This window comes from Halorientalis sp. LT38 (assembly GCF_037031225.1).
GTDB lineage: Archaea > Halobacteriota > Halobacteria > Halobacteriales > Haloarculaceae > Halorientalis > Halorientalis halophila.
On the sequence record NZ_JAYEZN010000001.1, the window covers coordinates 3243146 to 3264797 of the forward strand.

Consider the following 21652-nt stretch of genomic DNA (forward strand, 5'->3'; position numbering starts at 1 on the left):
GCCGGCGAGGACCGCCGGTCAGTACACCTCGTCGAGGAACTCACGGATCGCAGCGTTCGCGGCTTCGGGGTTCTCGGTGTTCGAGGAGTGGCCGGCCTCGGGGATCCGTTCCATCCGGGCGTCGGGCAACTGCTCGACCATCGGTTCGGCGCGCTCGGGTTCGATCGAGACGTCCTCTTCGCCGTGGGTGATCAGGACCGGCACCTCGATCTCGTCCAGTCGGTCCTCGACGCCCGGCCGGTGGAGCCAGGACTTGACCTCGTCGTGGACCGCTTCGCCGGGGTAGGTCAGCCATCGGTCTTTCCAGTGCTCGACGAGGTCGGACCGCTCCTCGATCGAGGTCTGTCCGAACAGCATGTGCGAGACGGCTTCGGCCATCGGGTCGGGGACGTCGCCCTGGGCTTTCGCCTCGTCGACCATGTCGCCGTACTGTTGCTGTTCGGCCTCGTCGTGGGGCGTCGCCATGCTGTCGATCAGGACGATGCCGTCGAGCAGGTCCGGGTACCGGAGCGCGAAGCGCAGCGCCATGAACCCGCCCATCGACATGCCGACGAGGACGCAGGAGTCGACGTTCTTCGCGTCCATGAGGGCGCGACAGTCGTCGGCCAGGTCGTCGAGGTCGTACGGGCCCCCGAAGCGGTCGGTGCGGGCCCGGAGGTTGTAGGCGATGGTGCGGTACTCGTCCGAGAGCGCCTCGAGTTGCGGTTCGAACATCGTCCAGTCCATCAGGGTGCCGTGGGCGAACACGACCGCCGGGCCGGTGCCACGCTCTTCTGAGACGGTCTCCGTACGGTGTCGGTACAGTCGCGTCGCCGGGTCGGGATCGTCCGGGAGGTCTGACATGACCCGGACCACGGCGGGCGGCCGTAAAAGGACTGGCCCCCAGTCGTGGGGGTCCAGCGGCGCGGCCAATCCGGCGCGACGCGGATTCTGGCGGGTCTGACGGACGACGGACGCGCGACGGACGGGCCGCAAAACTTAATCGCATCTGCCAAGTCTGTACGGCAATGAGCGATTTGCGCGACCTGCTCGGGGAACTGGTCTCCGACGTGGACGCCGTCTTCCTGTTTTCCCCGAGTTCTTCCTTCTACGAGGACTTCGAGGACGTCGAGGACACGCCGGTCGTGGTCGTCGCCCCGGACGACTCGGTCGGGGCCGACGAGTACGTCGAACTCCCGCTCGAGTTCAACGACGTGGCCAGCCGCGTCCGCTTCGGCGTCGAAGGGGCGCTCGGCCAGGAACTCGTCGAGGACGGCGACGAGATCGCCTGCGCCGTCAAGACCTTCGACGACGACATCGACACGGTGATGCGCGTCCGGGCCAGCGACTTCTCGCCCTCGGGCGTCTACGGCCTGTTCACGAACTCCCGGGCCGATCCGGCGGTCATCCGTGACGTCCTGGAAGTGGCCGTCGAACTCGGGAAGAAAGGCCAGAAGGGCAAACCCGTCGGCGCGCTGTTCGTCGTCGGCGACGCCGGGAAGGTGATGAACAAGTCCCGCCCGCTCTCGTACAACCCCTTCGAGAAGTCCCACGTCCACGTCGGTGACCCGATCGTGAACGTGATGCTCAAGGAGTTCTCCCGGCTGGACGGCGCCTTCGTCATCTCCGATTCGGGGAAGATCGTCTCGGCCTATCGCTACCTCGAACCCTCCGCGGAGGGCGTCGACATCCCGAAAGGCCTCGGCGCGCGACACATGGCGGCGGGAGCGATTACCCGGGACACGAACGCCGTCGCGATCGTGCTCAGCGAGAGCGACGGGCTGGTGCGTGCGTTCAAGGGCGGTGAGCTGATCCTCGAACTGGACCCGGAGGAGTACTGATGGTAACGCTGGAGGCCGCTCTGCGGTACCTGACGAGTTCGCCCTTCCTCGTCGCGAGCGCCATCTTCGTCTTCGGGCTCGTCGCCGGCTACCTGCTGGGCCTGTTGATTCGCCGCCTCCTCCGGGCCATCGGTCTCCCGGAGGTCGTCGAGGGGACGGCCTTCGAGCGCTCCGCTCGCGGACTGGGCACCTCGACGGTCGGCCTGCTCTCGCAACTGGTCGCGTTCTCGGTCTACATCGGCACCACCATCGCCGCGCTCGACGTCGCGGGGTTGCTCCAGATGGTCGCCGTCCTCCCCTTCTTCGCCGCCCTGCTCCCGCAGGTGTTCATCGCCGTGCTGGCGGTCATCGCCGGCCTCGTCGTCGGCGACAAGGCGGCCCTGCTGGTCAGCGAGTACCTCCGGGGCGTCAAACTCCCCGAGGTCGGCGTCATCCCGACGCTCGTGAAGTACAGCATCTTCTACATCGCCGGCCTGATCGCGCTGAACCAGCTCGGCGTCGCGACCCGTGCACTGCTCATCCTGCTCGCGGCGTACGTCTTCGGCATCATCTTCCTCGGTGGGATGGCCTTCCGCGACCTGCTCTCTGCCGGCGCGGCCGGCGTCTACCTCCTCCTGAACGAACCCTACAGCATCGGCGACGAGATCCGCGTCGGTGAACGGACGGGGATCGTCCAGGAGGTCGACCTGTTCGTCACCCACGTGGAGAACGACGGCACCGAGTACATCATCCCGAACCAGCAGATCCTCCGCGACGGGATCGTCCGGATCCGCGACTAAGTGTTAGACTTCCTCGGCCGGCACGCCGGCAACGGTCGTCTCCGGCGGCACGTCCTCGGTGACCAGTGAGTTCGCAGCCACCTGTGCGCCCGCGCCGATCTCGACGCCCGGGAGCACGATGGCGCCCGCCCCGATCATCGCCCGCTCGCGGACGACGATCTCCCCGGTCCGGTACTCGTCCTGCAGGAACTCGTGACAGAGCAGCGTCGCGTCGTAGCCGACGATGGCGTGATCCTCGACCGTTATCAGTTCGGGCCAGAACACGTCGGGCGTCGATTCGAGTCCCCAGGAGACCCCCTCGCCGACGGTGACGCCGATCCGGCGCAGCAGCCAGCTCTTCAGCCGGAGACTGGGCGCGATACGGGCGAGGACGATCACCGCGTAGTTGAGACAGACCACGAGCGGGTTGCGCGCCTCGAGCCAGTGCTGGAGGGAGTTCTTCGGTCCGCCGGTCGCGTGGACGGTCGTGGCCTCGTGGCGCCCGGGCCGGCCGGTGTCTCCCTCGGCGCCGCCGGTGACGTCCCCATCGGCCGCCCCCGCGCCGGCCGAACCGGGATCTGATTCGTCGGTCACGACAGAGCGGTTCGACGGCGACGGATATCAAAGGTACCCATCGACGCACTCGTAGTCGGTCCCTACCCGGGGTATATACTGCATAGTAACCTGTGAGGACGGCGTCGAATCCGGAAAACACATGAAGTCGACCACGCCCGCCACGCAGCGCGAACCGAGCTACGAGATTCGGGGCTTCCAGGCGGGGGACGACGAACGGTTCCTCGACCTCCACGGGACGGTCTGGGGGCGACGGCGCCACGCCGACTGGTTCGACTGGCGGTTCCGCGACAATCCAGCGGCAGACGGCGTCCGCATCGTCTTCGCGGAGCGCGACGGCGAGCTCGTCGGCGCCGAACCCGTCCTCCCCTACCGGCTCTCGATCGGCGGCGAGACGGTGACGGCTCTCCAGCCGGTCGACTGGATCGTCCATCCCGACCACCGGGGCGAGGGGCTGGCGACGCGGATGACCGAGGCGCGGATCGATCGCGACGGCGACGCCGCGCTGTACTTCAACTTCCCGTCGCCGCCACTGCGGCCGCTTCTGACGAAACTCGGCTGGCGGACCGTCGGCCGGACGACGACCTACTACCGGGTGCAGGATCCGCCGGCGGTCGCCCGGCGACGGGGTGGCGGTCGCCGGGCTCGCATCGCAGCGACGCTCGCGACGCCGCTCGCACGCGGATATCTCGGGACCCGCGACTGGCTGGCGGACGCGCCGACGGACGTGGCGGTCGAACGCATCGACGGCGTTCCGACGGTGACGCTCGCGGACCTCTACCGCCGGTCCGTGCCGGACCGGATCCACGTCGTCCGGGACGAATCCTTTCTCGACTGGCGGTTCGCCAACCCCGACTGGACGGTCCGGACGTATCTGGCCCGCCGGGACGGACGACTCGTGGGCAGCCTCGTCACCTGTACTGAAAGCGGTTCGGGGGCGCGAACCACGCTGCTCGCCGACGCCCTGCCGCTGGCTGGCGGGAGCCGAGCCGCCTTCGCCGCGCTCGTCGGTGCCGCGGTGGCCGACGCCCCGCGGGCGGCCGTCCTGACGGCGACGGCGAATCCCATCCCGCCCGCCGTGCTCGCCCACCACGGGTTCGTCGCCGACGATCGGTTCCCGCTCTCACGGTTCGGGACGGACACGACCCACGTCGCGCGGCCGCTCCCTGAACCGGACGGGAACTGGCAGCTCGGTGGTGTGGAACTGGACGCGGCGGAGAACTGGCAGCTCTCGCTGTCGGACCAGGACGTCGCCTAGTCGCTTCGCAACTCGGCCATGTGGTCGATACGGCGCTGGACGAGGTCGGACTTGCCGATGTCGTGGCGAACCCGGAGACCGTCGGTCCCGGCCCGTTCGAGGGCGTCCTCGGCGATCTCCTCGGCCTCGGTGATCGAGTCGGCGACGCCGACGACCGCGAACGAGCGGGAGGTGGTGGTGTAGATCCCGTCCTCGCGCTCGTCGACGGAGGCGTAGAAGAGGATGGCCTCGCCCGCGGACTCGTCGTCGATGGTGACCTTCGCCCCGCTCTCGGGGTCGGTCGGGTAGCCGTCCGGGACGGCGTACTTGCAGACGGTGGCCTGGCGCTGGAACTGGAGCTTCGGGAGTTTCTCGTCGTCACGGGCGGCCGTGAGCACGTCGAGGAAGTCCGTGTTCAGCACGGGCAGCGTGTTCATCGCCTCGGGGTCGCCGAAGCGGGCGTTGAACTCGACCACCTTGATGCCGTCGGCGGTGAGCATGAACTGCCCGTAGAGGACGCCCTTGTACCCGTCGAGGGCGTCCACGACCGCGCGGAGCACGTCGACGGCGTCGCGGTACTCGTCCTCGCTCATGAAGGGGAGTTCGAGCGAGCCGTCGCTGTAACTGCCCATCCCGCCCGTGTTGGGCCCCTCGTCGCCCTCGTAGGCGCGCTTGTGGTCCTGCACGGCGGGGGTGACGCGCAACTCGCCGTTGGCGACGAAGGCCTGGATCGTGAACTCCTCGCCGATCAGGCGCTCCTCGAGGACGATCCGGTCGTACTCGGACTCGCGGATGTACTCTTTGGCCTCCTCGGCGTCGACCTGATCGCCGATGACCCGGACGCCCTTGCCGCCGGTGAGGCCGGCGGGCTTCACTGCGAGGTCGCCGTCGTACTCGTCGACGTACTCGCAGGCGGCCTCGGCGTCCCGGAACTCCGCGAAGTCCGGACAGCCGGGGACGTCGTGTTTCTCCATGAACCGGCGCTGGAACCCCTTGTCCGTCTCGATGCGGGCCTCTTCCTCCTGTGGACCGAACGTGTAGATGCCCGCGTCGTCGAGGGCGTCGGCGACGCCGGCCTCGAGGGCGGCCTCGGGACCGATGACGGCCAGCGTGGCGTCGACCTCCTCGGCGAAGGAGCGGACGGCCGGCGGCGTCGTCGTATCGAGGGTCTCGAACTCGACGGCAATCTCGGCGATTCCGGGATTGCGGTTGCCGGCGCAGGCGTACAGGTCCGCGTCCGAGTCCGCCAGCGCGCGGGCGATGGCGTGCTCGCGGCCACCGCCACCCACCAGCAGCACTGTCTCTGTCATACGCGAAATCGCAACCCACGGTCACGTAAGCGTTGCCATAGCCCGCTACGAGCCCCGAGCGGCGGGTCCCGGCCCTCAAGTAGCCCCGGGGCGTAGCCGAATCTATGAGCGACGCTGCCCCCACCGACCGCAACCGCCTCGACGCGGAGGAGAGCCCCTACCTCCGGCAGCACGCCGACAACCCCGTCAACTGGCAGCCCTGGGACGAGGCCGCCCTCGACGCCGCCCGGGAACGGGACGATCCCATCTTCCTCTCCATCGGCTACTCCGCCTGCCACTGGTGTCACGTCATGGAGGAGGAGAGCTTCGAGGACCCCGAGATCGCCCGCCGTCTCAACGACGACTTCGTCCCGATCAAGGTCGACCGCGAGGAGCGCCCCGACCTGGACTCGATCTACCAGAGCATCTGCCAGATGACGCAGGGGACCGGCGGCTGGCCTCTCTCGGTCTTCCTGACGCCCGAGGGCGACCCCTTCTTCGTGGGAACCTACTTCCCGCCGGAACCGAAGCGGGGGATGCCCGGCTTCGGCGACCTGCTCTCCGATATCCGGGAGAGCTGGGAGACCGACCGCGAGGGGATCGCCGAGCGCGCCGAGAAGTGGGCGAACGCGATCCGCGGCGAACTCGAGGAGACGCCGGAACCGGCCGACGACGCCCCCGCGGGCACCCTCGAACCCGCCGCGCAGGCGGCCGTCCGTGGTGCCGACCGCGAGCACGGCGGCTGGGGTCGCGGCCAAAAGTTCCCCCAGGCCGGCCGGGTCCACGTCCTCCTCCGGGCCCACGATCGGACCGGCCGCGACCCCTTCCGCGAGGTCGCGACCGAGGCCCTCGACGCAATGATCGGGGGCGGGCTCTACGACCACGTCGGCGGTGGGTTCCACCGCTACTGCACCGACAGGGACTGGACCGTCCCGCACTTCGAGAAGATGCTGTACGACAACGCCGAGATTCCCCGCGCGCTGCTGGCCGGCTATCAGGTCACCGGCGACGACCGCTACCGCGAGCGGGCGCTCGACGCGCTCGAGTTCGTCTCCCGCGAACTCCAGCACGACGACGGGGGCTTTTTCAGCACGCTCGACGCCCAGAGCGAGGGCGAGTCGGGCGATCAGGAGGAAGGCGCCTTCTACGTCTGGACCCCTGACGAGGTCCGCGAGGCCGTCGACGGTCTGGAGTTCGCCTCCCTCGACGCGGCCGTCGACGCCGAGACCGCCGCCGACCTGTTCTGCGACCGTTACGGCGTCACCCAACCCGGCAACTTCGAGGGCCGGACCGTTCTGACGATCGTCGCGTCAGTCGCCGACCTCGCCGACGCCTACGACCTCGACGCCGACGCCGTCGAGTCGGTCCTCGACCGCGCGACCGAGGCGGTCTTCGACGCTCGCGCCGAGCGCCCACGCCCCCGTCGCGACGAGAAGGTCCTGGCCGGCTGGAACGGCCTGACGCTCTCGGCGTACGCCGAAGCGGGCCTCGTGGCGGGCCCCCAGGCCGCCGAGCCGGCGGTCGAGGCCCTGGACTTCTGCCGCGAGCACCTCTGGGACGCCGAGGAACGGCGCCTCTCCCGGCGGTACAAGGACGGCGACGTCAGCGTCGACGGCTACCTCGAGGACTACGCCTTCCTCGCCCGGGGCGCGTTCGACCTGTTCCAGGTGACCGGCGACGTCGACCACCTCGCGTTCGCGCTCGACCTCGCCCGGGCCATCGAGGAGAACTTCTGGGACGCCGACGAGGGGACGCTCTACTTCACGCCCGCCGACGGCGAGTCACTGGTCGCCCGGCCGCAGGAACTCACCGACCAGTCGACGCCCTCCAGCGCGGGCGTGGCCGCCGAACTCCTCCTCGCGCTCGATCACTTCGTGCCTCGCGAGGGGTTCGCAGAGATCGCCGAGCGCGCGCTCGCGACCCACGCGAGCGAGATCGAGTCCGGGCCGCTCAGGCACACCTCGCTCGTGCTGGCCGCCGACGCCTACGAGAACGGGCACTCTGAACTGACCGTCGCCGCCGACTCGCTGCCCGACGACTGGCGAGCGGTCATCGGCGCGGCGTACCTGCCCGGACGGGTACTCGCACACCGGCCGCCGACGGCCGACGGCCTGGACTCGTGGCTCGACGCGCTCGAACTCGACGAGGCGCCGCCCATCTGGGCCGATCGGGCGGCGCGAGACGACGAACCGACGGTCTACGCCTGCCGGTCCTTCACCTGCTCGCCGCCCACGCACGACGTTCACGAGGCGCTCGACTGGTTCGCCGAGTCCGGGTCGACCACGGCTGACTGAACGCTCTGCTCAGTCCCACCAGTCGTCGTCATTGTCACCGGAATCGGAGTGAGGGCCTGCTACGCCGTCCGAAGGCGTAGCTGGCAACTGGCTCCAGAACTTCCCCTGACCGCTACCGAGTCGTTGGTGTCAGTTCGCCACCGACGCTTGGTCTTCGAGTTCGTTCGCCAGGTAGACGGCGATGGGAACCTCCGCCTCCTCGACGAAGCGGGCGAGTTCCTCACCCGTTTCCCCGTCCTCGACCACGACAGTCGGGATGTACTCGATGCCGTACTCCTCGACGCTCGGCCCGGTCTTCGAGCCGTCGTCTTCCTTCTCCGTCGGGTAATGCTCGATCCGGTCCTCGGACACGCCCGCGGCCACCAGGGCCGCGCCGAAGGACGGCAACTGTGCCCGACAGTCCTTGCACCAGTCGCCGCCCCAGACCCGGAACACCACGTCGTCGTCCAGGTTCGAGAGCGTCTCCACGGTTTCCCCGTAGGAATCCTCGTCCCAGACCGGGTCCGGTTCCATCGTCGTGAGTCGACCGCGTTCGCTCATGTCTCTCCCAACACAGTCGGCGGCCTTAACCGGTGCGTTCGAGAGAGGCCCGACGTCGCGAGTCGAGCGGTTCAGACCGACCCATCGGCCACCCGTCGCTCCAGCAGGTCGACCAGCGCGTGTCGGTGACATTGCTTCTTCTCGGCCTCGAAGCAGACGAGGACGACCGTCTCACCGGATCGAACCCGGTCGGCCAGGTCGTCGAGCGTCTCCTGGGCGGCGTCCGAGGACTCGACGTGCTCGCGGTAGCGAGCCTCGAAGTCGACCTCCTCCCAGGCGGCGTTGTGGGCTCCCTCGTCGCACATCCCCTGGAGTTTGAGGTCTTCCTGGCGCTGCTTGGTCTCCTCGAGGAGGTCCTCGGGTGGGCCGAGTTCCGGGCGGTTCTCGTCGACGGCGCCGTGGAACCAGCCCGTGGGCTGGCGGACGACGCCGACGAGGGCGGCGTCGTCGAACGCCACGAGGTCGTGCTGGAGGGCGGCGACGTACGTCTCCTCGACCGCACCGGCGTCGTTCGAGGTACGTGTCATGGCGGAGGGGAGGGCCGGCGCGACCAAAAACCCCGGCGGCCGTCGGCGACCGAGGCCAGCACTGCCGGCGACCGTGGGCACTTATGCCGGGGTGGCCTACCGGGAACAAATGCATTCGTCGATCCTCGAGACGGTCGGGTCGCCGCTGGTACAGGTGCGGTCGCCGCCCGGGGCGACCGTCGCCGCGAAGGTCGAGTCGAAGAACCCGGGCGGTTCCGCCAAGGATCGGCCAGCCCTCGCGATGGTCGAGGCCGCCGAGGCCGCCGGCGAGATCGAACCCGGCGACCACCTCGTCGAGCCGACGTCGGGGAACACCGGCATCGGCATCGGGCTCGTCGCCGCCGCGAAAGGGTACGACGTCACCATCGTCATGCCCGCCTCGAAGTCCGAGGAGCGACGCAATCTCATGAAGGCCTACGGTGCCGACCTGGAACTGGTCGAGGGCGAGATGGAAGACGCCCGCGAGGTCGCCGACCGCCTCGAAGCCGAGGCGGGGATGGTTCAGCTCCGTCAGTTCGAGAACCCGAACAACCCGGAGGCCCACTACCGCTCGACGGGCCCGGAGATCATCGACCAGCTCGGCAGCCGTACCCCCGACGCCTTCGTCGCCGGCGTCGGGACCGGTGGCACCCTCTCGGGGACGGCACGCCGACTGAAAGAGGCGTACCCCGAGATGGAGGTCGTCGCCGTCGAGCCGGACACCAACGCCGTGCTCTCGACCGGCGAGTCAGGCGCCGACGACTTCCAAGGGATGGGCCCGGGCTTCGTCAGCGACAACCTCGACACCGACCTCATCGACTCGGTCGAGACCGTCGGCATCGAGGCGGCTGAAGCGGAGTGTCGCCGCCTCGCCCGCGAGGAGGGGATCCTCGTCGGGCAGTCCTCGGGCGGGACCAACGTCGTCGCCCACCGCGTCGCCGAGCGCCTGGCCGATCCCGACGCGACCTGCCCGCCCTCCCCCGACGAGGGCGGCCCAGGTGCGGGTATCGTGATGGACGGCGACGGCCCGACCGATCCCGGCGACGCGGCGTTCGCCGACTGCCCGCTCGTCCTCACCGTCTTCTGGGACTCGGGGGAGCGGTACATGTCCACCGGGATGTTCGACGGCTGAGGGGGAGCCGCGCGACCACCCTACCGCTGTTTCTCGCCGCCGAACTCGTCCTCGGTCACCCTGACGACGAGCGTCTCGTCCACGTCCCGGAGGTCGTACTCGGGCAGTTCCGGGCCCGTCCGGGTGACGTACATCGGTTCGACGAGCTCCGGGGGCGACTCCGTGGCGGGTTCGGGGGGCGCGTCGTCTTCCGCCCCCTCATCGTTCTCGGGGCCGGCGGCCTCGTCGTCGCTCTCGAAGTCGTTCTCGGAGCCCTCGTCCGTCGCGACCCCGTAGATCTTCAGGAAGCGCTCTGTCTCCTCGGGGGTCAGTTCGTCGTCGCGGACGGCCGCGGCCAGCTTTCGGGAGAGCCACTCCTCTTCGCTGACGCTCGCCTCGCGGACGAACGTGTCGCGGGTGAACCGGACGAGATACCAGTTCAGGTCGTTGAGCAGCGCGACCGCGGCGCCGAGGCTCACCGTCTCGACGACCACGGTGTTCTCGAAGGGCTCGCGCAGGTCGTAGGTCGCCAGCGCGTCGCGGGCCGTCTCGCGTGACAGCAACTCGTACCGGAGGTTCACCTCCCGGTTGCCGACGAGACAGACCTGGGTCATGGCTGAGCACACAGAGCCCCGACGCAAAGCGGTTTCGGCTCTCTGCGGGCGAGCGGCCCCGCCCGGAGCCTGTCAGGCGAGCCGACTCCCGACCAGCGGCGCGCCGACCACCCCGGCCCCCGTCAGCCCGGCCCCGAGGAAGGTGACGGGATGCGCCGGTTCGAGCGCGTAGACGGCGCCGAAGAGCCCGCCGGCGAGTGCGAGCACGGCGAGGCCGGCGACGACCTCGCGACGACCTGTCGGCTGTGCGGGCGTCCTCGCGGCCACGCCGCGCCACGCGAGCCACGCGCCGACGGCGGTGCCCAGCGCGGCCACGCTGTCGAACGTGACGCCGACGAGGAGGCCCAGCACCCCGACCGCGACGGCGACGGCGAGGACCCGGGCGGGGGCCGTTCCCCGGTCCGCGAGGAGGTAGAGACCGGTCAGGACAACGAGTCCGACGGCGGCGCCTGCCACGACGTCCACGAGGTAGTGGACGCCGAGGGCGAGCCGGGAGAGGGAAACGAGCGCGATCACGCCGGCCGCGAGGCCGACCCGCGTCCGGACGGACTCGTCGTCGAGCAGGAGCGCCAGCCCGCCCCAGCCCATCGTCGTCCCGAGCGCGTGGCCGCTCGGAAAGCCGTGTCCGTCGGCCGTCGCAGCGCCCGCGAGAGCCCCCTCGAGCAGTGGTGGGAGCCACGAGAACGCGGGCGCCTCGCCGGCGCCGGGCGGTCGAGGGAGGTCGAAGAGACCCTTGAGGACGCCGATCAGCGCGACGTAGGTCAGCACGATTGCGAACAGGAAGAGGCCACGTCGCCGGTCGAGCCCCAGCCGCGGGACTTCGTCGGCCGCGACGTACGCGACGCCGCCCAACAGGAAGAGCAACCAGACGTCTCCCAGTTGCGTGAGCAGGGCGACCGCGACGAGGATCGGCCCCTCCGCGTACCCGTGGAGCCAGTCAGCCACGCCGACGGAACGCCCGGGTCCGAGCACGGGCGACTCAGAAGGTCGAGAGGTCGCCGTCGATCGCGCGCTGGGTGATCGAGGTCACGTCGGCCAGACGCTCGTCGACGATTGCGGTCACCTCGTCCTCGATGTCGGCCACGGAGACGCCGTCCTCCGTGACGACGTGGGCGTCGGCGACGTGTGGCTGGTCGATCGGGCGCCCGATCTGGCTGAGCAGGCGGATCTGGAGTTCGCGGATCCCGTCGACCTCGTCGACGACGGCTTCGGCGACGTCCGTCGAGAGGAGGTTGTAGATCTTGCCGATGTGGTTGACGGCGTTCTTCCCGCTGGTGGCCTCCATGCTCATCGGCCGGTTGGGCGTGATGAGGCCGTTCGCGCGGTTCCCTCGCCCGACGGAGCCGTCGTCCCCCATCTCCGCGGAGGTCCCGGTGCAGGTCAGGTAGATCGCCCCGTCCTCGTAGTCGTCGGCGGTGTTGACGTGGACGGTGACCGAGCGGTCCGTGATCGAGCGCGCCAGGTCGCCGACGTACTCGCGGACCCCCTCGACGGCCTCTTTGTAGGCGTCCATGTCCGGGACGTGCTGGTCGATCATCGCGACGGCGACGGTCACGTCGACGTGGTCGCCCTCGCGTTTGCCCATCACCTTCACGTCCGGGCCGACCTCGGGGTTCTCGTCGGCGTACTCCCCGTTGAGACGGTGCTCGGTCTCGTAGACGATCCGCTCGGTCTCGGTGAGGGGCGCGTGGCCGACGCCGAAACTCGTGTCGTTGGCCATCGGAACCGCGCCGTCCTCGCCGAAGACGTCCCTGAGGTCGCCGCTGCCCTCGCCGAGTTTCACGTCGACGATCACGTCGCGACCCACGTCCAGCTGTGGGATCTCCTCGTTGAGGTACTCGCGGGCTGCCTCCAGCGCGATGGTCTCGGCCGGTATCTTCGTACCCTCGTACTCCTTGGTGGCGCGGCCGACGATCAGCAGGTAGATCGGTTCCTGGATCTCGCCGCCGCCGAACGCCGGCGCGGCGCTGCCGGCGACCAGTTGCGTCTCGTCGGTGTTGTAGTGAAGCGGCTTCCCCACCCGCTCGATGTAGGCCTGTGCGAGCGCCTGCGAGACGCGCTCGGCAACGCCGTCGCAGATGGAGTCCGGGTGGCCGATCCCCTTGCGCTCGACGATCTCGACCTCCTGATCCTCTACCGCGAGCCGATTGGTCGGCTCGACGCGGATGTTCCTGTCGGTCATTACCTGTGTCGTTGGCAGGTGGGGATTCTATAACTTCCGGAAATTTCGCCAGTGACAGAATTACTCAGAAACATCATCGTCGGCGGCGAGCACCATCCCGAGGTATGAGGTCAGGATGCCGTCGTCGGGGTCGAGGTCGAGGTCGCGCAGCAGGTCCTCGGCCGCTTCGCGTTCGCGTTCGACGTCGGCCTCGCGCTCGCACTCGGTCTCGACCTCGACGAACTCGCCGACCCCGTCGACGGCGTCGAGCGTGACGGTGAAATCCCCGACGGCGAAGCGCTCGCGCACCTTTTCGACGGTGGCGGCCGGTTCGAACCCCAGCGCCGCGAAGATCGCCCGGACGTTCTCGCCGTCGGCGACGGCGGACTCGATCTCCTCGCGGGTCTTGGACGCGGCCTCGACGAGCGGCCCCTTGTAGGTCAGTTCCGTCACGGACCCGCCCTCGCTGCGTTCCTCGCGGAGGCGCAGCGCCTCGTCCGTCTCGGCGAAGTCCCGGTGGGGCGCGTCGAAGTAGGTGTCGACCTGTGTCACGGTCCCCAGCGGGTCGGCGGAAAGGGCGTCCAGTCGCTCGCAGACGGCCGCGTGGTCGGCCCGGACCTTGACCTCGACCTCGTACATACCCAGTCGATTCGCGGGGCGGGACTAAAGCGACGGGATTCCGCCCGCACCCCGCATCGGGCGAGCGCGGACCCGGAGCCGTGCGTTCGTGCAGGTCTCGCGAGGTGTCTGGAAGTCGGGTCGAAACGTTGTGCTTATAGGCGTAACCCCTGACCTTCACGGTATGAGTGACGAAGCCGAGGCCGACGAGGCCGAACAGGCCGATGACGTCGCGGAGAGCGAGGAGACCGACGAGTCCGAACAGACGGGATTCCAGCCGGGCGACTTCATCGAACTGGACTACACCGCCCGCACCGTCGAAGAGGGCATGATCGTCGACACGACCGACCCCGAGGTCGCCGAGGAAGAGGGTCTGGACGAGGAAGACCGCGAGTTCGAGCCCCGTACCCTGGTGCTCGGCGAGGGCTTCATCTTCGAGGCCGTCGAGGACGACATCATCGGCGGCGAGGTCGGCAAATCGGGCAGCGTCGAGATCCCCGCCGAGGAAGCCTTCGGCGAGTTCGACGAGGACGACGTCCGCACCGTGAGCGTCAACAAGATCCCCGAGGACGACCAGTACCCCGGCGCGCAGGTCCAGATCGACGGTCAGCAGGGCCGCGTCGAGACCCTCGTCGGCGGCCGCGCCCGCGTTGACTTCAACCACCCGCTGGCCGGCGAGGCCATCGAGTACGACTACGAGGTCGTCGGCGTCGTCGAGGACCAGCTCGAACAGGCCCGCAGCCTGATCGACATGTACCTCGGCATGGAGCTGGAGATGTGGCTCCAGACCGACGAGGTCGAGGAGGAACAGCTCGTCCAGTCCGACGAGGACGATGAGGAGGAAGCGCCCGAACCCGAGACGGAGGTCGTCGAGGTCGAGAAGGAGACTCTCTACATCGAGGCGACCCCGCAGCTGAGCATGAACCAGCAGTGGATGATGCAGAAACAGCAGATCTGCCAGCAGGTCACCGACCTCCTGGGCCTGGATCGCGTGATCATCCAGGAGATCATCGACGGCTCCGGCATGGGGATGGGCATGGGCGGCATGATGGGCGGCATGGGCGGCGGCCCCGGCGGCGAGGACATCGAGGAGGCCCTCGAGGACGCCGACGTCGACGCCGACGAGATCATGGAAGAGATCGAAGGCGCGGCCGAGGAAGCAAACGAGTAACCCCCCGGTCGGTTTCCGTTCGCAACTCCTGGAGCGACGCGACCCGGCGTCTCGGCCCCTGTTGGGGGCGCCGGCGACCTTCCACCAGACGTGAGTATTCCGGGGCGCGTTTTTTCACCGTCCGCGAGGTACCTGTGCTGGGGGCGGCCGTATCACACGCACCGAGTGCTACCGAGGTTCCACAAGCATGCTCGAACCGGTCGTCACCGACGGCTCGACGCTCGTACAGTTCGGCGTCCCCCTCCAGGCGCAGGCGGACGCGTCCGAAGTGATCCGCGAGAACGCCCTCCTGAGCGCTTCGCTCTGGGTGAACGTCGCCCTCGCGGGGCTCTCGATTCTCCTGTTCGTCTCCATGGGACGGACCGTCTCGACGGCCCGCGCGCGACTGATCTGGGTGGCGACGTTACTCGTCCCGCTCGTCTCGCTCGTGAGCTACCTCGGGCTCCTGTCGGGGCTCACGGTCTCCCTGCTCGAGATGCCGGCGGGCCACCCGCTGGCCGGTGAGCAGGTCTTCTCGCCGTGGGGCCGCTACCTCACCTGGACGTTCTCGACGCCGATGATCCTGCTGGCGCTCGGCCTGCTCGCGGGCACGAACGCGACGAAACTGTTCACGGTGATCACCACCGACGTCGGCATGTGTGTCACCGGGCTCATGGCCGCGCTGGTGACCTCGTCCCTCCTCTTTCGCTGGGCGTTTTTCGCCATCGGCTGTGCCTTCTTCCTCGTCGTCCTCTACGTGCTCCTGGTCGAGTGGCCGGCCGACGCCCGCCGGGCTGGCACCGCGGAGATCTTCCGGACGCTCCAGTTGCTGACGGTGGTTCTCTGGCTCGGCTACCCGATCCTCTGGGCGCTCGGCGCGGAGGGGTTCGCTCTCCTCGACGCGACGGTCACGTCGTGGGGGTACTCCCTGCTGGACGTGGTGGCGAAGTACGTGTTCGCGTTCCTGCTCTTGCGCTGGGTGGCTGCCAACGAGGACACGGTCGCGGCCGCCCAGGCCGACGCGGTGGGAACTGCAGCGATCGACGACTGAGAGGACCGCCCGACCCGTCAGGCGATGTCCCGGGAGGTGTCGATGGAGACCTCCTCCACCAGATCGAGTTTGATGACGTCGGAGGGCGCGCGGCCGCCGCGGAACTTGGGGATCGCGAGCCGGTTCTCGACGTCGTCGCCGTTCGTCCCGGTCTCGAGCTGGAAGACCACGTCCGCGAAGTGCTCCGTCGAGTCACGGAGTCGCGGGATCTGGTGGCCCGTCAGGCAGTGCAGGACCGCCAGCGAGCCGGTGTTGAAGATGTGGTTCTGGAGGTCGTTCATGAAGTTCCGGAACCGCGACGGGGGTTCCTGGGTCTCGAGAACGTTCACCGGGTCGATGATGAGGTTCGAGGTCTCGGGCAGCGCGGAGACGAGTTTGCCGGCGTTGTCGAGCGGCGCTTCCCCCGGGATGTGCCGGACGGTGGGGTCGCCCGTCTCGGTGGGCGAGTTGCGGATACTGTCGGTGACGGCCTCCTCGGAGCGATCGAGAGAGAGATAGAGCGTGCCGCGCGTCGCGGTGAGTTCGTAGAGGAAGAGTTCGGCCTGGCTCGCCGGGTCCGCACAGAGCGCGACGATGCTCCCGGCCGGGATCCCCCCGTTGAGCTTCCGGTCGAGGACGTCGATCCCGGTCCGGAGCCGATTCTCCATAGTATAAACAGCCAAGCGTATCCAGCAGATTAAATATTCCGTTGCCGAACCTTTCTTGCGAGCGACCTGTAGGCCGAACGAACTGCTTCGGGCGGGTGACCTCCCTCACCGGTGTAGGAAATCCGGGCCGAAACGGGGCAGGTGAGGGCCTCGCGCGCGGCGGCCGTCGGTACCCTGTCGGCGTCGTCGGCCGGGGTCGTCTCGACGATCACGGCACCCTCGGCCGGCGCGTCGAGTTCGGCGGCCATCGCGGCCGTCTTGATCGCATCGCCCAGCGCAGCGGGCCTGGGCGTCGTGACGAGCAGCGTCCGATCGGCCACGCGCAGGGGTCGCGCGGCGTCCCGGAGCGCGCCGGCCGGACAGTCGAGCAGGACGGGACCGGGCCACTCGCGTAGCCGGGACGCGGCCGCCGTGAGGTCGTCGGGGTCCGCCCCCGCGCTCGGGAGGACGGCCAGGTTCGGGCGGGTTTCGGGGGTGTGCGCGACGCTCCGGGGCCGATCTCCCTGGGCCACGGCGGGGAGGCCGGGATCGGGCGGGACGCTGGCGTGGCTGTGGAGGTCGGGCATCTCGACGTCGGCGTCGACCAGGAGGGGGCTCGCCCCGAGTTCGGCGAGCGCGCGGCCGAGCCGGTGGGTCGTGGTCGTCTTCCCGCAGCCGCCCTTTCCGCCGGCGATCGCGAGCATGGCCGACCCTGGTCGCGCACTCGGTCTTGAACCTTCGGGACGGGTCGGACCGGTCGGGCTAACGAGGGATTCAAGGGGACGCGGGTCGCGGGTTCTCTCGATGCGGGACGATCACATCATCAGCGCGAAACACCTCTCGCGGGCCGACATCGAGTCGGTGCTGGACCGCGCGGCGGAGATCGCCGCGGACCCGGGCGCGCTGGCCGACCGCCACGACGGGAAGCTGCTGGGGATGCTCTTCTTCGAGCCGAGCACGCGCACGAAGATGAGCTTCGTCACGGCGATGCGACGGCTGGGCGGGGACATCGTCGACATGGGGCCGGTCGACCAGTCGAGCGTCAAGAAAGGCGAGAGCCTCGCCGATACCGTCCGCGTCGTCGAAGGGTACGCCGACGCGCTCGTCATGCGCCACCCGCTCGAAGGGTCGGCGAAGATGGCCAGCGAGTTCGTCGACGTACCGCTGATCAACGCCGGCGACGGGGCCGGCCAGCACCCGACACAGACCCTGCTCGACCTCTACACCATCCGCGAGTCGGCCGGGTTCGACGACCTGACGGTCGGGATCATGGGCGACCTGAAGTACGGTCGGACGGTCCACTCGCTGGCTCACGCGCTGACGAACTTCGACGCCCAGCAGCACTTCGTCAGCCCCGAGAGCCTGAAACTCCCCCGGGGGGTCAGATACGACCTCCACGAGGCCGGCGCGTCGATGCGGGAACACACGGACCTGGAGGAGGTCCTGGAGACGCTCGACGTGCTCTACGTCACCCGGATCCAGGCCGAGCGGTTCCCCGACGAGGACGAGTACCGCAAGGTCGCCGGCGAGTACCAGATCGACGCCGAGACGCTCGCGGACGCGAAGGACGACCTGGTCGTGATGCATCCGCTGCCGCGAGTCGACGAGATCGCGGCCGACGTCGACGAGACCGACCACGCCCGCTACTTCCAGCAGGCCCACAACGGCGTCCCGGTTCGGATGGCGCTGCTCGACCAGATTCTGGAGGGATCGCAATGACGGACGACCAGCAACTCCGCGTCAGCAAGATCACCGAGGGCACCGTCATCGACCACGTCACGGGCGGCCAGGCCCTGAACGTCCTGGCGATCCTGGGGATCGACGGCTCCGGCGGCGAAGAGGTCTCCATCGGGATGAACGTCCCCTCGGACCGACTGGGTCGCAAGGACGTCGTGAAGGTCGAGGGCCGCGAGTTGAGCCAGGACGAGGTCGACGTCCTGTCGCTGATCGCGCCCGCGGCGACCATCAACATCGTCCGGGACTACGACGTGGTCGAGAAACACCGCGTCGAGCGCCCGGGTGAGGTCGTCGGCGTCCTCCGCTGTCCAAACCGCAACTGCATCACGACGAAGGACGAACCGGTCGACTCGCGCTTCGCCGTCCTCGAAGAGGGCGTGCGCTGTGCCTACTGCGACACGATCATCCGAGAGTCCATCGCCGAGCACATCCACGTCGACTGACCGGCCCGCACCCGCTCCGGAGCGGTCCAGGCCCGTCTGGACACGTCCGTTCCCCGGAAAGATTATAGCCCGACACGTCGTCGCTTGTCACGCAATGTCAACGAAGGTCAAGCTGGTGGCCGCCCTGGTCGCCATCGTCCTCGTCTACCGCCTCGCGATCAGCGAGTGAGGGTGGGTTGTAGCTGACGTATCGCGCGCGAACCGCCCTGTCCCCGACGGGCTTTTCCCGAGTCACGCGTACCGACGGGTATGTACGGCGTCGTCACCCGCAACGAGGAAGAGCTCTCCTGGTCGGAGTTCGACCGGGCGTTCTACGAGGTCAAGGACGTCACCGGTCGCGCGGCCGAACCGGTGCCGGAGGGGATCAGTATGGTCTCCTGTTTCGGCGACAACGCGGCCGCGGACGCCAACCCCGACCTCGTCCCGGTCTCCGAAGACGGTGAGCCCGCCACGCGCGAGCGGCGCTACTTCGACTGGGCGTACGTCTGCCCGACCCGCGAGGACTACCGCGAGGGCCTGCTCGAGATCGTCGACGACGCCGCGGCCGTCACCCCCGACGTCCGCCTCGACGACGTGGGCTTTCCCCGCCAGGAGTACTGCCACTGCGACCGCTGTGAACGCCGCTTCGCCGAGAGCGACTTCGACGACTGGTTCGCCTGGCGGGCCGACGTCATCACCGAGTTCGTCCGCGAGGCCCGCGAGCGCGTCCCGGGCGACCTCTACCTGACGCTGTATCCCGACCCCTACCCCGGCCACATCTACGAGCGCGCCGGGCTGGACGTCGACGCGCTGGCCGAGTACGTCGACGAGTTCGTCGTCCCCATCTACGACATGGCCTACTCGACGACCTACTGGCTGGAGATCATCGCCTCCGGTTTCGCCGACGAACTGGCCAGGCCCTTCAGCGTCGAACTGTACGCCGTCGACGTCGAGATCGACAACCTCATCGACGCCGCGGAGGTCGCCGCCGAGTACGGCGAGAGCGTCCTGTTCGGCTACGACGCCAGCAACGCCCGCGCGACGCTCAGGCGACTGAACGCGGATCGCCGAGACGGCGAGGAGTTCGGCGTCTAGTCGTCGAGGACGACGTTCTCGACCGTCTCGTTGCCCTCGGCGGTAACCATCGTCGAGTAGAGGATGCCGCCGTTCTCCTGCAGTCGCTGCCCGGCACCGAGGCTGACCTCGATCTCGAACTGGCTCGAGACGGCACTTTCGGACGGGATCGATCCCGGTTCGGCCTGGCCGGTCCACACCTGCTCGTCTGCGGTCCCGTTCTCGTGTCTGGTGAACAGCGCGTGCGCCACGGACACGTTCAGCGACGCGTTCCCCGTATTGGTGATCGTCGAGTTCACGCGCCGGCAGGTCAGCCCGCACTCGCTGCGGCCCTCGATCGCGAACGTCAGCGAGGGACCGCTCTCGTTCGACTCGTCGTTCGTCGGCGGGGCGGCGTCGGTGCCCCCGTCGTCCCCGGGGACGACCCCGAAGACGAACGCCGCGCCGACGCCGGCCGCGGCCACGACCACGACCACGCCGACGAGCAGCGCCAGGTTCGATCGCTCCATCTGTACCTCCCGGTCGCTGCCGAAACGTGTTAAAATTGCTCGATGTTTCGTCGAACGAAGGCGGGGCGGCGACGGTCGACCCGCGATCGGATCCAGCCGCCGGTCACAGCGCCCGGTCGCGCCAGGTGAGCAACTCGGCTCTGTCGCGCGTGTCTTCGGGGAGGTCCGCGAACCAGCGGGCGTCTGAGATCTCGTCGTCCGGGTCCGACACTTCCAGTTCTGTGGTCTCGGCCCGGGCGGCGAACACGGGGAGGACGCCCCAGGCGTCGTGGCCGTCGCTCCGGAAGTTGACGCGAGCGAGGATGCCCAGCCCCTCGTAGGCGGCCTCGACGCCGGCCTCCTCTCGGAGCTCGCGCCGGGCGCCCTCGCGCAGGGACTCGTCTCCCTGTACTTCGCCGCCCGGGACGACCCACATGTCGACGCCCTCGTGACGGACCAGCAGGAGTTCCCCGGACTCCCTGTATACGAGGGTGTGTGCCCCGAAGGGGAGGCCGTTCTTTCGGATGCGATCGGCGACGGTCCGGAACCGCGACCGTGAGACGGTACGGGTGCGCTCGTACTCGACGTAGTCGTCGTGGTCCTGGGCGAGTCGGTGGTAGGCCTGCTCGGCGCGCTGCTCGGCCTCGTCGGCGAGGTACCAGAGGTTGTCGACGGCCGTCATCGTGGCGAGTCGGTGTGGGCCGGCGGTTGTACGCGATCCGGAGGGGTGACGGGGGAGAGCGAGCGGTCGACCATGGCTGGCCCTTCCACGGGAACCCGCAATAAGTCTTCGACACCGTACGACGCTGCCGCGAATCGGGTTCCCCCGCCCGGCCCCCAGTCTTCTCTGACTCTCCCCCGCACTCGACCACGGGAGGTCGACCGGGGGCGCGAATCAGTCCCTTTTTAGGCCGGCGCGAGTAGAGTCGGGATATGAGTTTCGAGGAAGACGACACGGTCATCCTGCACGACGAGCACAGCGAACACGACGGCGAGGAGGGGACCATCACGCAGGTCATGGAGACGATGTTCGGCGACGCGAACTACACCGTCAGCTTCGAGGACGGGCAAGAGCCCGGCCTCTCCGAGGACCAGCTCGAACTCGTCGAGGACGACGAGGACGAGGACGAGGAGTAACGCAGCCGTGCCGTCGGTCCCCTTCCACTACGTCGACCTCCGCGCCTTCTGCTACGCCACCGAGGACGACAAACGGGTCGAGCAGGCGCTCCGGACCCTGTTGCCCGAGGAGGTCGAGATCGAACGCGCCACCTCGGAGGGGCACCACGGCGACCGCATCGTCGTCCTCTCGGCCCGGGTCGAACGGGCCGACGAGATGCGACACGTCCTCGATCGGTTGAGCGATTTGCCGGACGCCCAGCGACTGGCCGACGAACTCGCGGACCGGGTCGACGAGAACTGCTCGCTGTTCCTGCGACTGGACAAGCAGGCCGCCTTCGGCGGCGACGTGGCCCTGGGCGAGGGGCTGACCGTCCGGGCGAAGGTCGAGGCCTACCCGGCCACCAAGGAGAAGGCGGTCGCGAACGCCCGGGAGGCCCTGGAGACGTTCATCGCCGAGGACTGAG

Annotated in this window: 25 protein-coding genes; 12 read left to right on the plus strand and 13 right to left on the minus strand. The window is 68.9% G+C overall.

The window, feature by feature from the left end; genetic code table 11:
* Nucleotides 1–18: 18 nt before the first annotated feature.
* Nucleotides 19–843 (minus strand): alpha/beta fold hydrolase, encoded by an 825-nt coding sequence (locus tag U5918_RS16790; protein WP_336002881.1) that lies wholly within the window; start codon nucleotides 841–843, stop codon nucleotides 19–21.
* Nucleotides 844–1007: 164 nt separating this feature from the next.
* On the opposite strand from U5918_RS16790, the gene dacZ reads away from it, so the two are divergent.
* Nucleotides 1008–1820, plus strand: coding sequence for a diadenylate cyclase DacZ (dacZ, locus tag U5918_RS16795; RefSeq protein ID WP_336002883.1), 813 nt, complete (start codon nucleotides 1008–1010; stop codon nucleotides 1818–1820).
* Entirely contained in the window at nucleotides 1820–2599 is a 780-nt protein-coding gene (locus tag U5918_RS16800; RefSeq protein ID WP_336002885.1) for a mechanosensitive ion channel domain-containing protein, read from the plus strand. Before dacZ ends, U5918_RS16800 begins: the two co-directional genes overlap by 1 nt.
* A 3-nt stretch (nucleotides 2600–2602) precedes the next feature.
* Here the strand turns inward: U5918_RS16800 and U5918_RS16805 are convergent, their stop codons facing one another.
* On the minus strand, nucleotides 2603–3172 hold the full coding sequence (locus tag U5918_RS16805; protein ID WP_336002887.1) for an acyltransferase: 570 nt from the start codon (nucleotides 3170–3172) through the stop codon (nucleotides 2603–2605).
* Nucleotides 3173–3293: 121 nt separating this feature from the next.
* Here U5918_RS16805 and U5918_RS16810 point away from each other — a divergent pair, with 121 nt between their 5' ends.
* A complete protein-coding gene (locus U5918_RS16810; RefSeq protein WP_336002889.1) occupies nucleotides 3294–4409 on the plus strand; it encodes a GNAT family N-acetyltransferase in 1116 nt (371 codons plus the stop codon).
* Here U5918_RS16810 and purD read toward each other — a convergent pair.
* A complete protein-coding gene (purD, locus tag U5918_RS16815) occupies nucleotides 4406–5698 on the minus strand; it encodes a phosphoribosylamine--glycine ligase (protein ID WP_336002891.1) in 1293 nt (430 codons plus the stop codon). The genes U5918_RS16810 and purD overlap by 4 nt on opposite strands.
* 104 nt (nucleotides 5699–5802) lie before the next feature.
* Here purD and U5918_RS16820 point away from each other — a divergent pair, with 104 nt between their 5' ends.
* A complete protein-coding gene (locus U5918_RS16820; protein ID WP_336002892.1) occupies nucleotides 5803–7971 on the plus strand; it encodes a thioredoxin domain-containing protein in 2169 nt (722 codons plus the stop codon).
* Nucleotides 7972–8100: 129 nt separating this feature from the next.
* On the opposite strand, the gene U5918_RS16825 is transcribed toward U5918_RS16820, so the two are convergent.
* The gene (locus U5918_RS16825; protein ID WP_336002894.1) at nucleotides 8101–8511 is read right to left on the minus strand and encodes a TlpA family protein disulfide reductase; all 411 of its coding nucleotides are present in this window, start codon (nucleotides 8509–8511) and stop codon (nucleotides 8101–8103) included.
* A 71-nt stretch (nucleotides 8512–8582) separates the two neighbouring features.
* Nucleotides 8583–9038 (minus strand): DUF488 domain-containing protein, encoded by a 456-nt coding sequence (locus U5918_RS16830; RefSeq protein WP_336002896.1) that lies wholly within the window; start codon nucleotides 9036–9038, stop codon nucleotides 8583–8585.
* A gap of 109 nt (nucleotides 9039–9147) precedes the next feature.
* On the opposite strand from U5918_RS16830, the gene U5918_RS16835 reads away from it, so the two are divergent.
* Nucleotides 9148–10149: a PLP-dependent cysteine synthase family protein gene (locus U5918_RS16835; protein WP_336002897.1), complete on the plus strand. Its 1002-nt coding sequence runs from the start codon at nucleotides 9148–9150 to the stop codon at nucleotides 10147–10149.
* A gap of 20 nt (nucleotides 10150–10169) precedes the next feature.
* Here U5918_RS16835 and U5918_RS16840 read toward each other — a convergent pair whose 3' ends face one another.
* The 4 genes from U5918_RS16840 to cyaB all read right to left on the minus strand — a co-directional run bounded on the left by U5918_RS16840 (nucleotide 10170) and on the right by cyaB (nucleotide 13542).
* Nucleotides 10170–10742, minus strand: coding sequence for a DUF5804 family protein (locus U5918_RS16840; protein ID WP_336002899.1), 573 nt, complete (start codon nucleotides 10740–10742; stop codon nucleotides 10170–10172).
* Between the two features lie 72 nt (nucleotides 10743–10814).
* A complete protein-coding gene (locus tag U5918_RS16845) occupies nucleotides 10815–11687 on the minus strand; it encodes a phosphatase PAP2 family protein (protein ID WP_336002901.1) in 873 nt (290 codons plus the stop codon).
* A 34-nt stretch (nucleotides 11688–11721) separates the two neighbouring features.
* Nucleotides 11722–12924: a methionine adenosyltransferase gene (locus U5918_RS16850; protein ID WP_336002902.1), complete on the minus strand. Its 1203-nt coding sequence runs from the start codon at nucleotides 12922–12924 to the stop codon at nucleotides 11722–11724.
* 60 nt (nucleotides 12925–12984) lie between these two features.
* A complete protein-coding gene (cyaB, locus tag U5918_RS16855) occupies nucleotides 12985–13542 on the minus strand; it encodes a class IV adenylate cyclase (RefSeq protein ID WP_336002903.1) in 558 nt (185 codons plus the stop codon).
* A gap of 163 nt (nucleotides 13543–13705) precedes the next feature.
* On the opposite strand from cyaB, the gene U5918_RS16860 reads away from it, so the two are divergent.
* Together U5918_RS16860 and U5918_RS16865 are read left to right on the plus strand one after the other, a co-directional pair.
* A complete protein-coding gene (locus U5918_RS16860; protein ID WP_336002904.1) occupies nucleotides 13706–14692 on the plus strand; it encodes an FKBP-type peptidyl-prolyl cis-trans isomerase in 987 nt (328 codons plus the stop codon).
* A gap of 187 nt (nucleotides 14693–14879) precedes the next feature.
* Nucleotides 14880–15722, plus strand: coding sequence for a bacteriorhodopsin (locus tag U5918_RS16865; RefSeq protein ID WP_336002906.1), 843 nt, complete (start codon nucleotides 14880–14882; stop codon nucleotides 15720–15722).
* Nucleotides 15723–15739: 17 nt separating this feature from the next.
* Here U5918_RS16865 and U5918_RS16870 read toward each other — a convergent pair whose 3' ends face one another.
* Entirely contained in the window at nucleotides 15740–16369 is a 630-nt protein-coding gene (locus U5918_RS16870) for an RAD55 family ATPase (RefSeq protein ID WP_336002908.1), read from the minus strand.
* A gap of 29 nt (nucleotides 16370–16398) precedes the next feature.
* Nucleotides 16399–17052: a MinD/ParA family ATP-binding protein gene (locus tag U5918_RS16875; protein WP_336002910.1), complete on the minus strand. Its 654-nt coding sequence runs from the start codon at nucleotides 17050–17052 to the stop codon at nucleotides 16399–16401.
* A 100-nt stretch (nucleotides 17053–17152) separates the two neighbouring features.
* Between U5918_RS16875 and pyrB the strand changes: the two genes are divergently transcribed.
* From pyrB to U5918_RS16890, 3 genes are all read left to right on the plus strand, one after another.
* Nucleotides 17153–18067: an aspartate carbamoyltransferase gene (gene pyrB / locus U5918_RS16880; protein ID WP_336002911.1), complete on the plus strand. Its 915-nt coding sequence runs from the start codon at nucleotides 17153–17155 to the stop codon at nucleotides 18065–18067.
* Entirely contained in the window at nucleotides 18064–18528 is a 465-nt protein-coding gene (gene pyrI / locus U5918_RS16885) for an aspartate carbamoyltransferase regulatory subunit (protein ID WP_336002913.1), read from the plus strand. Before pyrB ends, pyrI begins: the two co-directional genes overlap by 4 nt.
* A 249-nt stretch (nucleotides 18529–18777) precedes the next feature.
* The gene (locus U5918_RS16890; RefSeq protein ID WP_336002915.1) at nucleotides 18778–19602 is read left to right on the plus strand and encodes an alpha-amylase family protein; all 825 of its coding nucleotides are present in this window, start codon (nucleotides 18778–18780) and stop codon (nucleotides 19600–19602) included.
* Here U5918_RS16890 and U5918_RS16895 read toward each other — a convergent pair.
* Entirely contained in the window at nucleotides 19599–20090 is a 492-nt protein-coding gene (locus tag U5918_RS16895) for a hypothetical protein (RefSeq protein ID WP_336002917.1), read from the minus strand. The genes U5918_RS16890 and U5918_RS16895 overlap by 4 nt on opposite strands.
* A gap of 103 nt (nucleotides 20091–20193) precedes the next feature.
* Entirely contained in the window at nucleotides 20194–20751 is a 558-nt protein-coding gene (locus tag U5918_RS16900) for an NUDIX hydrolase (protein WP_336002919.1), read from the minus strand.
* A 251-nt stretch (nucleotides 20752–21002) separates the two neighbouring features.
* Here U5918_RS16900 and U5918_RS16905 point away from each other — a divergent pair, with 251 nt between their 5' ends.
* Together U5918_RS16905 and U5918_RS16910 are read left to right on the plus strand one after the other, a co-directional pair.
* Nucleotides 21003–21206, plus strand: a complete 204-nt coding sequence (locus tag U5918_RS16905) for a DUF1918 domain-containing protein (protein WP_336002921.1) — start codon at nucleotides 21003–21005, stop codon at nucleotides 21204–21206.
* A gap of 7 nt (nucleotides 21207–21213) precedes the next feature.
* On the plus strand, nucleotides 21214–21651 hold the full coding sequence (locus tag U5918_RS16910; RefSeq protein WP_336002923.1) for an RNA-binding protein: 438 nt from the start codon (nucleotides 21214–21216) through the stop codon (nucleotides 21649–21651).
* The last annotated feature ends 1 nt before the right edge of the window (nucleotide 21652 follow it).